Raw genomic sequence first — 10,822 nt, 5'->3', positions numbered from 1 at the left:
AGGTTTTTTGCCTTTTTAAATCCTCATTCGTTCCGTACATGTTTTATGCAGTGGACTCAGTCCATAGCTCAGGCATTTGGAAGAGACAGCATTGCCATTTGACGGCCAAGACATTATGCGGTTCTGCTAATAAGACAATAGATCCTATTACGTAAACGGCGTTTCATTGTATCATGTCGTAAAGATTATTTATTAGATCTGGTAGGTGCAAAGGAAATTCTTCATGTGTAAGCCCTGACCGATAGTGCTATGATGAACTTTTAGAATGGTTGCTATTGAGCTAGATGTATCTCCTCTAGCTTTTAAAATATAAATCTGACATCTTTGGTTATAGGTTAGGTGATGGTAGCCTTTAGGCAAGGTCTCTCCTTTTGTTTGATTGTTAAAAATCACAATAGAGATTCTTTTATTGCCTGCCTATTCTTTTTTTTAATTCTTCTGTGCACTTCAAACTTGAAAAGACTATATTAAATAAACTAGTTATATTTATTTTTAATTACATTAGCTTAAAAGAAGGGGAGTCAAGGAACTCATTGATTATCAAATTCTTCTAACTGATAGATCTCTTGTAGTTGCAGTTTAAATGCATTAGGTGCATGCTTATAGGCTAATAACAAATACTCTCTAGCCTTTTCTAACCGATTTTTCTTCCATAGAAATTGTCCTAGTAATAACTCTATCTCCCAACGATATTGAGCCTCTATGAGAGCTGATGTGTGTAGGTATTCGAGTAAAGGTTCTATGGTTTTATCAACAGATTTGCCTTTGCGATTTCGATCATGAAATTCTATAGAGGCAAGGCAAGCTCTTGCACCTAATTGATGCATTTTATCTTTTCGCAATGTCTTTTTTTTAAATTTTAGAACATACGGATGACGAGACCCTTTTTCTTGTAAAAGCTGAGCATATTTTTCTAAGTGAAAAAAACATCCTTTTTCTTTTTTTACTCCTTGCTCCAAAATTTTTTCTTTAAAACAAGAAGCGGATAAACGAGAGGCCTTTTGATAAATTATTTGCCATTTCTCTTCATCAAAATCGGTATCTATGAAGGAACATATCGTTGAAAAATCATTTATTAGAGAGATTACAAGCTCTTTTAAAAGTTTATGATCGAGTGGTATAAAGTTCAATCTTGCAAATTCCCTTCCTTTAGGATCTAATAATAAAATTAAAGGACATTCCTGTACCTGATACTTATCGCGTATTTCTTTTTTTTGTTTCAAAAAGACTTGCCATAGAACCATTTCTTGCGAAATCTCTTTAATAAATTCAGGTTTTTGAAAAAGCTCTGTTTTCAACTGATCTGACCAACAACAACCCTCTTCCACAAGAAAAACAGCAAGAATGGGCAGATTACGTTCAGAGGAAAGGGTTAAAGCTTTATTTTCTTCAAATACCCAATCCGCAAAGACTAAACTAGTAAAAGCAAAAAATAAACATCCCATCTGAAACATAATTACAAAAAAAACAAAATCAATTACTATTAAACCTAAAAACGACCACTGGTTTTTCTATAAGAAATGTCTGTATTTCCTACTACTATTATTTTGCGACATCGTAAAGAAAATTTAAAAAAATGTAGCTTACGCGGTATAGAAACAAGAGAAGATTGCAAATTTTTTACATACCCTGTTCAGAGCTTGCCTGATTTATCCTCCTACGTTTTACTTACTTTAGATGCTCCTTACCTTTCTTTGAAAGATGCAAATTACGGTTTGTTTTTAATAGATGCAACTTGGAGATACGCGCAAACCATTTTTAAAAATCTCCCACAACCCCATCGTTTTATCTCACGTAGCCTTCCTTCTCATTTTCAAACCGCTTACCCACGCAAACAAGACGATTGCTTAGATCCTCAAAGAGGATTAGCGTCTATTGAAGCCTTATTTTTAGCTTATTATATATTGAGAAGAGATCCCAAAGGGATCCTTGATTTCTATCATTGGAAAAATTTGTTTATAGAAAAAAATCAAGTGTATGGCCTAAGTATTTAACAACCAAGGCAATCTTGACTTTTTCAACCGCTTTGAATTAAAGTGTTTTTCAGTGCAAATTTATTTATTTTAGGACTTTAGTGTCTCAACGCATTTATTCTTTTGAAGAACATCAGCTTTGCATGAAAAAAGTTGACTCCGATGCGCTGTATGTTATGCAAAAACTTCGCGCTGCAGGTTATATAGCCTATCTAGTCGGAGGAAGTGTTCGAGATCTGCTGCTGCATAAAAATCCTAAAGATTTTGATATCTGCACATCTGCACAACCAGAAGAAATAAAAAAAATATTCAGAAATTGTATTTTAGTAGGAAGGCGTTTTCGCCTTGCTCACATTCGATTTGGAAAAAAAACATTAGAGGTTTCCACCTTTCGTTCCGGAGATAATGAGCTCGATGAATTGATCGTACGCGACAATAAATGGGGAACGGCAAAAGAGGATGCTTTAAGACGTGATTTTACCATTAATGCATTGTTTTACGATCCAGACTCTCAGTCAATTATTGATTACATTGGAGGTTTTGAAGATATAAAAAAACAAATTCTGCGCACTATTGGCCAACCTTTTATTCGTTTTCGTCAAGATCCTGTTCGCATGCTAAGAATGCTTAAATTTCAAGCAAGGTTTGGTTTTACCATTGATGATCCTTCACATGTTGCTTTGCTTGAATGTCGTCAGGAAATTATGAAAAGCTCGCCTGCACGCATATTGGAAGAGTTGCTGCGCATGTTGGAATCTAAAGCTTCGGAGCCCTTTTTTCGTCTTCTTGCGGAACATGGGTTTATGTATTTGTTAATGCCTTCACTAGGAGATTTTTTAGATTCTAAAGATGCAGAAGAGGTTTTCTCTTTTCTAAAAGAAATCGATAATTACTTCATGAAATCGGATCATATAAACCTTTCACGCGCTGTTTTATTAGCTGCCTTGGCATTTCCTATACTGGAAAAAAAGATCTATACACATTATATGAATCGAGATATCATCCTGCATTTAGGACAGATAAACGAAGAAATACATGAGCTACTTGATGAAATGTTTCGCCCCTTTATAAATCTTTCTCGTAGATTACGTACAAGCTTGCAGTCGATTTTGGTTTCGCAATATCGCATTACTCCTTTTGATTCTAAAAAGCCACGACGCATTCGCATTCCTCAAGATCCAGATTTTATGCAAGCTATGCAATTTTTTGAAATTCGCTGTACATTAGAACCGGCTCTTAAAGTTGTATGGCAACAATGGAATCATGCCCTTACAAACCCTGCATCTAATAAGCGACGACGACGTAAAAAGAAAGTAAAAACAGATGAAACCCCTTCCTCCTCAGCAACTTAATCTAGCTTCTACCATTCAGTTAGAATATTTGGGACCATCTGTTGATTTAGGTCCTCTTCCTGCTATATTTTATTTTGCTCTATCCGCTAAAGATTCCCTGGTTTTAGATCCCTTTAATCAACCAGTCGTGTATCTTTCCCAGTTTCCTTTGAGGATTTTTTCGATCACTCTGCCTTATCATGAAGAAGGAAAACCTGCTACAAAAGGGCTTGCAGAATGGGCAACAGCTATGCAAAAAGGTGAAGATCTATTAGGAAATTATCTGAAAAAGATCCAAAATGCGATCGATCTTCTACTAAATCAAAAACTTATTCTACCAAATAAGATTGCGGCAATGGGACTATCTCGAGGAGCTTTGATTGCTGCACATGTAGCAGCAAAAAACTCTGAAGTTCCTTATTGGTTGGGATTTGCTCCTTTAACCAAACTCTCTTTTCTGCCAGGTTTTTCAGATTTGGTTAGCTGGGACCTTATGCATATAGTTGATCTGCTATCTGATAAAAAAATTCGCTGTTATATTGGAAATAGAGATGTTAGAGTAGGAACACGCAATTGTTTTGATTTGATAGAAACCCTTACTGAAACAGCTTACCAGAAAAGATGCCTGTCTCCTCCCATCGAATTGAGGATTTTACCTTCGATTGGATATCATGGTCACGGCACAGCAAAAGAAACATTTCATCATGGGGCAAAATGGATAGCTAAGCAACTTAAGGTCTTTTAATGCCTTGTGATCTTTTTATATTTTGTGGAGAACCAAGCGGTGATTTACATGCAGAATCTCTTTTAGCTGAGCTTAAAGTAAAAAAGCCTACTCTTAACATATTTGGTGTTGCTGGACCGCGCATGCGACATCAAGGAGTAAACCCCGTTCTTGCTATGGAAGAATTGCAAGTTATGGGGTTTATTGATGTGTTTTGCGCATTTCCTAAACTGGTACGTATGTTTTACAAAGTAGCAAACGCTATTTTAGAACTACAACCAAAAATGGTATTTACCATTGATTACCCAGGTTTTAGCTTACGATTACATCGACATTTAAAAAGAAGGGGTTTTAAAGGACAAATCGTGCATTTTATCTGTCCTTCGGTATGGGCATGGGGGAAGCATCGAATTGCTTTTATGGAAAAGCATTTAGATCATTTATTTACTATCTTGCCCTTTGAATCGCAAATTTTTCGAAAGCTCCCTACACAATATGTTGGTCATCCCCTTAATTTTCGCATTCAGTCTTATAACTATCAAAATCTTGATTTGCCAAAAGATAAGCAAATCATTGCGCTATTTCCTGGAAGCAGATCTAAAGAGATCGAGCGTAATTTACCTATTTACCTCGATACCTGTAAACACTTATGCGCAAATAATCCTCATTTGCATATTGCTCTTTCTGTAGCACAACCTAAATTTCATTCTCAAATCCTCTTCATTCTACAAAAAAAAAACTGGAATTATCCGATTACTTTTGTTCCTTCTACTCATAGCTATGAACTCATGCAAAAAACCCATCTTGCAATTGCTAAATCAGGAACGGTAACCCTTGAATTAGTGCTTCACTTTGTTCCTACAGTGGTTACCTATGGGTTATCTAAACTCGATCTAATTATAGCAAGAGATCTATTACGCATCCGACTACCATTTTATTGTTTAGTAAACATCATTGCAAATCAAGAGATCTTTCCTGAGCTCATTGGGCCTTATTTTACTAACACCTCTCTTCTATCTCATGCATACCACTTACTTGAAAATCACCCAGTTTATCAAGAAAAATGTAAACATATACTAACTTTACTTGGCAGAGCAAATGCAGCAAAAGAGGTAAGCAAACAGATCTGTCTCATGCTCAGTAATTAAAATCTTATTTTATCTAGAAAATAATATAGATTTTTACTAAATTTGGTCTAATTTATGAAAGAATTACATATTTACATCGACCGTTTAAAAAAAGGTCAAACAGAAAAGATTTCAGAAAGCATTTCCTCTGATTTTTTAGAAATTGAAGAACAAGATCTTGTCTTCGATAAGATCTTCAAGATAGATGCTGAAGCCTATTTGGCAAATGATCATTTAATGATGCAGTTTACATTAAATATCAGTGTTTTTATCCCTTGCTCTATTTGCAACAAAATGACAGAAAATAGTTTAAAATTAAACAATACCTGCTTTTCCATAGCATTGTCTGAGATTAAAGGTGCTGTTTTTGACTTTACCGATGAAATACGCTCCACAATCCTCAACCTAGTCCCTGCTTTTTGTGAGTGTAACCAAGGTAACTGCCCAGACAGACCTGCTTTAAAAAAATATTTAAAAACCCCTGTAAAAGATGGGCCTAGCAAAACAAAAGACGTTTACTTCCCTTTTGCAGAAGACAATTTTTTCATTGAACTTTAAATAAAGTCTTAAATTAGTTATAAATAATCCAGATGATTTTTTAAGGAGTATTCAACCATGGCCGTCCCTCGTAACCGTACCTCTAATGCTCGAAAGAATTCCCGCCGCGCTCACCATGCCAAAAAACCAAAAAATGTAAATAGCTGCACGAATTGCGCTCAAAGCTGCTTGTCTCATCGTATTTGCTCTCATTGTGGATTTTATGCAGGACGTTGGGTATTCAGTGAGAGGAAAGGTTAAGTCTCCCCTATCTATTGGCATCGACTTAATGGGAAGCGATGCCCCTGCAAGAGAACTGCTTGAAACTATTCTCTTGCATTATGACTCATTTGACGACCCCATTTATTTAACTTTGTTTGGCACTTCGGAAGTGTTTGAAGGTATTCCTTCCCCTTCTGCTTCCCTTTCTTTCTTTCCTGTGCAAGAAGCTATTTACATGCATGAGTTGCCCCTAATTGCTATTAAACGTAAGCCTCATTCTTCTTTATGTGTGGGAATTCGCATGTTAAAAGAAGGCCATTTGCATGCCTTTATTTCAGCGGGGAATACAGGCGCTTTAATGAGCTGTGCAAAGATACATCTAGCCTCACTATCTGGCTTAAAAAGGCCTGCTTTACTAACCCTATTCCCTGGGCATCAATCGGAGATTGCTCTGCTCGATGTTGGGGCCAGTATTTCTTACAAAGCAGCTCATCTTGTGCATTTTGCAGCCATGGGAATTGCCTATCAGAAAAGTCGGGGTATTTCTTATCCTAAATTGGCACTTTTAAATATTGGCTCAGAAGCAAAAAAAGGTACCCCTGAACTAAGGGATGCCTATCAAACGCTAGAGCATCTGTCTGATAAGAATCATTTTATATTCATAGGGAATGTAGAAGCTAGAAATGTATTTCAAACGGAATTAGATGTGTTAATCACCGATGGGTTTACGGGTAACATATTTTTAAAAACCTCTGAAGGAATTGCTTTTAATATTTTAAAAATGATTGGTGATATTGATAAAGAAAATCATTCTTTACCATTACAAAGAGCCCTTTATGAATTACGCCAAAAACTCGATTATTCTAAGTATCCAGGAGCTCTTCTTGCAGGGATTGATAAAATTGTCATTAAGTGTCATGGAGAAGGCTCTTCTTCGAGTATCCTAAGCAGTATTAATAATGCTTGTCAGTTAATTAAATATAATTTTATTGACAAGGTTAAAGAACAGTTGCAATCATTGCTTTTTTCTGGAAAAAGAACGTAAAATCTTATAGGATTACTTCTTTTAAGTCATATACTCATTAAAATCTGTTCGCTTAAAGGACCTGATGCAAGAAATTTTATTAAATATCGAGTCAAAAGAGGTTCGCTATGCTGTGCTTAAACACGGAACTCTTTATGATTTGATTGTAGAAAGAAAAAAAAATCGACAAATAGCCGGTAATATTTATCGCGGCCGTGTAACAAATATCTTACACAATATCCAATCTGCTTTCATTGATATTAATGAAGGAGAAAATGGATTTATCCATATTTCTGATATTTTGGAAAACACGCAGAAATTTCAAGAAATATTTGATATGGATTTTGAATGGAATCATCAAATCTCCTCAAAGCAGACCAAGCAACGCAAAGAGACCGATATTTCTAAGCTTTTAAAACCAGAGCAATCTGTACTCGTACAGGTGGTAAAAGAACCAATAGGCACTAAAGGAGCGCGATTAACTTCTAATATCTCTATTCCGGGTAGGTATCTTGTTTTGTTGCCTAATACTCCTCATAGAGGAGTATCGCGTAAGATAGAAGATCCTGCTTCAAGAGATCGTTTAAAAAAACTCATTCGTGCTTTTGAAATGCCGCAAGACATGGGACTTATTTGCCGAACGGCAAGTATGAATGCTTCTGCTGAAATGCTTATTAATGAAGCAAGTGAATTGCTTAAAACATGGCAACATATTATCGATCAATTCCATAAAGCTAATAAACCCACATGTCTGTATGAAGAATCCGATCTCATTAAACGCGCTATTTTAAGCGCAATTGATAAGAAGTTTGAGCGTTTGTTGGTGGATGATCACTCTGTTTACCAAAGATGTAAACGCATGTATACAAAATATGCATCAGAGCACCATTTAAAAATCGAGTTATACAGAGATAAAGTGCCTATGTTTGAAAGATTTGGTGCAGAAAGAGAAATTGAAAGAGCTCTGCGGCGTAAAATTTGGCTTCCAAGCGGTGGTTATTTGTTCTTTGATCGAACAGAGGCGATGTATACGATTGATGTAAATTCAGGACGCTCTCAAAGTTCAGCATCTGACGTAGAAGAAGCATTGGTACATATTAATATGGAAGCCGCAGAGGAAATCGCTCGCCAACTTCGTTTGCGTAATATTGGAGGCTTGATTATTTGTGATTTCATCGATATGCGCTCCCGCAAAAATCAACGCCGTGTCTTAGAACGCTTAAAAGAGGCAATGAAAGATGATTCTGCTAAATGTACAATTTCAAGTATGAGCGAATTTGGTTTGGTCGAAATGACCAGACAGCGTAGCCGAGAATCTCTTACTCAAACCATGTTTATAAGTTGTCCTTATTGTCACGGAAGTGGAATGATAAAAAACCATGAAAGCGCCTCTATTGAAATTAAGCGAACACTTAAAAAGCTGATTTGCCAACAACAACACTTTGGTCTCAAATTAGTTACCCATCCAGAACTAGAAGCCTACTTGAATCAATACGATAAGAAAAATCTGATAAAATTAGCAGAAAGCTGGCATGCGCAACTCTCTTTTGATAGTAATGACAACCTACATCTAAATGAATTTCAATTTTATTCAACAATCAATGAAAAAAAACTCGAAATCTAATGCATTCTTAGAAAAGCTGCAGTTTGCTATTAAACAGAATCTTATTCCTAAGAAATCCGCCACAATTTTGCACGGATTTTATACAGAATATAAAGCGGCGGCTCTACAGACAAGAGAAAAAACAGAGCAAATTTTTCTTACCTTTCTAGAACTTGTTCTCCTACAATGCGCTGATCCTTTTTCTTTTTCTCATTACCACCAAAGATTACGTAGATATTTTGATTATCACAAATTTGCCCTTGATTTTGTAAGGCCTCTTATTGATATATCCTCTTCTTCTTTAAAAGGAGAACTTTACTTAGAAGAAATAGATTCTCATTTAAAGAATAAAGACAATGTTATTCTTTTTGCTAATCATCAATCCGAGGGAGATCCTCAAATGATTAACATTTTATTAGAGAAAAAATTGCCAAAAATTGCAGAGGAACTCATTTTTGTTGCTGGTGATCGTGTAATCAGCGATCCATTAGCGGTTCCTTTAAGCTTGGGTTGTAATTTATTGTGTATCTATTCAAAGCGCTATATTGATAATCCTCCAGAACTGAAAATGAAAAAGCAGCTACACAATAAAAAAACCATGGATACTATGAGTTGCCTTTTAAAAAAAGGAGGGAATATTATCTATGTGGCCCCTAGTGGTGGTCGAGATAGAAGCAATAGCAAAGGAGTTATTGAAGTAGCAGATTTTGATCCTCCTAGCATTGAAATGTTTTATCTCATAGCTAAACGCTCTTTACACCCTACGCATTTTTATCCTCTAGCTTTAAAAACCTATGCTATCCTACCTCCTCCCAAAACCATCCAAGTAGAACTAGGAGAATCGCGAACAGTGAGTTATGGGCCGATTCAAATAGCATTTGGTCCCGAAATTAACATGGAAAACCGCGCCTTACAAACATCACACGATAAACATGCACGCCGCAAAGAGCGTGCAGAATTCATCTATAATTTAGTACGTAAGATGTACAATAACTTTTCCTAAATTTAAGATTTAGACAAATCTCTAAATGCTTTTTTCTGAAACTGCATGTCAACTGCGATTTCCAAATCTTTTTCATGAACCGGAGTTTCTTCTGAAGAAAATTGAGGAACAATTTCCAAGCAAAATGGGTGAAGCGTTTCTCTTGGTTTTTTTGGCCTATCCCACAAATTTGGTGAATTAGAAGAAACACTAGCTCCTTGAACTCCAAGCATCCCAAAAGTAGTATCAATATTTCTTGATGAAGGGCCCCTAGAGATTACCCCAGTCGGGACATCGCAACCAAGGTTGTCCTCATCAGAGTCACTATCACAAGCAATCCTTCTATCATCAGTAACTCTACCATCACTCAACCACCATGATGATGATTGCGTGGGTACTGGGGACTCAATGAGTATACCTATTACTGTAACCTTCGAAGTCATAAAATGAGCAGACACTCCAGCTCCTTCTTCTATCCCTTCCAAGTTGGCTTGAGATAAACCGACCCCACAAAAAGCCTCTTTATTTTTAAGTAGAATATCACATGTTTTTTCTTTAAACCCTTTTGCTATCTGAGAACCAGAAGAATCCCACGCTATATAGGCAATCTGTCCTTCTGATTCTATTTGAGGAAAAAAATTTCCCTTGCCTTCCTGATTTAAAGGAATAAGAGAAGAAACAACAAATCTTGGTATTTCTTTAGGAAATAAAGATAATGATGTTAATTTTGGAAAGCTTGCTTTAAGAAGGCTCAGAATAGTCGTGCATTCTTCTGACTTTTGCAATGTAGCCGGAAGAGGTGCTGATAAATCAATAGTATCCTCTATATCTTTCCAAAAAATAAGCAAATCTCTGTTCTTTTTCAGCTCTTTAACTGGCTCTTTAATACGAAGCCGTAGCTCTTGATCATTTACTTTAAACCTGATTTGTTTATCTAAAACCGAAGTGCTCTGAGAACATGCAGCACTAATATTAGCATTAGCTATATTCCTGGCAAAAGCTGCCATTTGATCTTTGGGAAAATTTGCAATTGAATTTTCTCTTGGGACTGACTGATTTGTTCGCGGATCGAACTTACCTAAATTATTTAGGGGCATAATAGACTCCTTTTAACCTTGGTTTTAATGAAAGCAGATAAATATTAGTAAATTATTTAAATTAATGACAGCTTTATTACAAAGACAAAAATTTAAAAAGTAATTTAAGAGTCTTTTCAAGTTTGAAGTGCACAGAAGAATTAAAAAAAGAATAGGCAGGCGATGAAAGAATCTCTATTGTGATTTTTAACAATCAAACACA

General features: G+C 35.9%; 12 protein-coding genes. 9 read left to right on the top strand and 3 right to left on the bottom strand.

Features of this window, described 5'->3' with window-relative positions; genetic code table 11:
• Positions 1–192: 192 nt before the first annotated feature.
• Together RHOW815_RS04285 and RHOW815_RS04280 are read right to left on the bottom strand one after the other, a co-directional pair.
• Positions 193–393 carry a helix-turn-helix domain-containing protein gene (locus tag RHOW815_RS04285; protein WP_215217108.1) on the bottom strand — a complete coding sequence of 67 codons (201 nt, stop codon included), beginning with the start codon at positions 391–393 and terminating at the stop codon, positions 193–195.
• A 137-nt stretch (positions 394–530) separates the two neighbouring features.
• Positions 531–1,454, bottom strand: coding sequence for a thioredoxin fold domain-containing protein (locus RHOW815_RS04280; RefSeq protein ID WP_215217107.1), 924 nt, complete (start codon positions 1,452–1,454; stop codon positions 531–533).
• 66 nt (positions 1,455–1,520) lie between these two features.
• Here RHOW815_RS04280 and RHOW815_RS04275 point away from each other — a divergent pair, with 66 nt between their 5' ends.
• The 9 genes from RHOW815_RS04275 to RHOW815_RS04235 all read left to right on the top strand — a co-directional run bounded on the left by RHOW815_RS04275 (position 1,521) and on the right by RHOW815_RS04235 (position 9,544).
• Positions 1,521–1,994, top strand: coding sequence for a hypothetical protein (locus RHOW815_RS04275; protein ID WP_215217106.1), 474 nt, complete (start codon positions 1,521–1,523; stop codon positions 1,992–1,994).
• A gap of 80 nt (positions 1,995–2,074) precedes the next feature.
• Entirely contained in the window at positions 2,075–3,325 is a 1,251-nt protein-coding gene (gene pcnB, locus RHOW815_RS04270; RefSeq protein WP_215217105.1) for a polynucleotide adenylyltransferase PcnB, read from the top strand.
• Entirely contained in the window at positions 3,297–4,049 is a 753-nt protein-coding gene (locus tag RHOW815_RS04265) for an alpha/beta hydrolase (protein ID WP_215217104.1), read from the top strand. Before pcnB ends, RHOW815_RS04265 begins: the two co-directional genes overlap by 29 nt.
• Positions 4,049–5,176: a lipid-A-disaccharide synthase gene (gene lpxB, locus RHOW815_RS04260; RefSeq protein WP_215217103.1), complete on the top strand. Its 1,128-nt coding sequence runs from the start codon at positions 4,049–4,051 to the stop codon at positions 5,174–5,176. Before RHOW815_RS04265 ends, lpxB begins: the two co-directional genes overlap by 1 nt.
• Positions 5,177–5,230: 54 nt before the next feature.
• Complete coding sequence (locus RHOW815_RS04255) at positions 5,231–5,713, top strand: DUF177 domain-containing protein (RefSeq protein ID WP_215217102.1); 483 nt, start codon at positions 5,231–5,233, stop codon at positions 5,711–5,713.
• A 57-nt stretch (positions 5,714–5,770) separates the two neighbouring features.
• Positions 5,771–5,953, top strand: a complete 183-nt coding sequence (rpmF, locus tag RHOW815_RS04250) for a 50S ribosomal protein L32 (RefSeq protein WP_215217101.1) — start codon at positions 5,771–5,773, stop codon at positions 5,951–5,953.
• Positions 5,916–6,959 (top strand): phosphate acyltransferase PlsX, encoded by a 1,044-nt coding sequence (plsX, locus tag RHOW815_RS04245; RefSeq protein WP_215217100.1) that lies wholly within the window; start codon positions 5,916–5,918, stop codon positions 6,957–6,959. Before rpmF ends, plsX begins: the two co-directional genes overlap by 38 nt.
• Positions 6,960–7,020: 61 nt before the next feature.
• A complete protein-coding gene (locus RHOW815_RS04240; protein ID WP_350339704.1) occupies positions 7,021–8,562 on the top strand; it encodes an Rne/Rng family ribonuclease in 1,542 nt (513 codons plus the stop codon).
• Positions 8,540–9,544 (top strand): 1-acyl-sn-glycerol-3-phosphate acyltransferase, encoded by a 1,005-nt coding sequence (locus RHOW815_RS04235; RefSeq protein WP_215217098.1) that lies wholly within the window; start codon positions 8,540–8,542, stop codon positions 9,542–9,544. Before RHOW815_RS04240 ends, RHOW815_RS04235 begins: the two co-directional genes overlap by 23 nt.
• Before the next feature lie 2 nt (positions 9,545–9,546).
• Here RHOW815_RS04235 and RHOW815_RS04230 read toward each other — a convergent pair whose 3' ends face one another.
• On the bottom strand, positions 9,547–10,620 hold the full coding sequence (locus RHOW815_RS04230; RefSeq protein ID WP_215217097.1) for a hypothetical protein: 1,074 nt from the start codon (positions 10,618–10,620) through the stop codon (positions 9,547–9,549).
• Positions 10,621–10,822 lie beyond the last annotated feature (202 nt).

This window comes from Candidatus Rhabdochlamydia sp. W815, assembly GCF_018642185.1.
GTDB classification, from domain to species: domain Bacteria; phylum Chlamydiota; class Chlamydiia; order Chlamydiales; family Rhabdochlamydiaceae; genus Rhabdochlamydia; species Rhabdochlamydia oedothoracis.
This window is presented reverse-complemented; position numbering and strand designations above follow the sequence as displayed.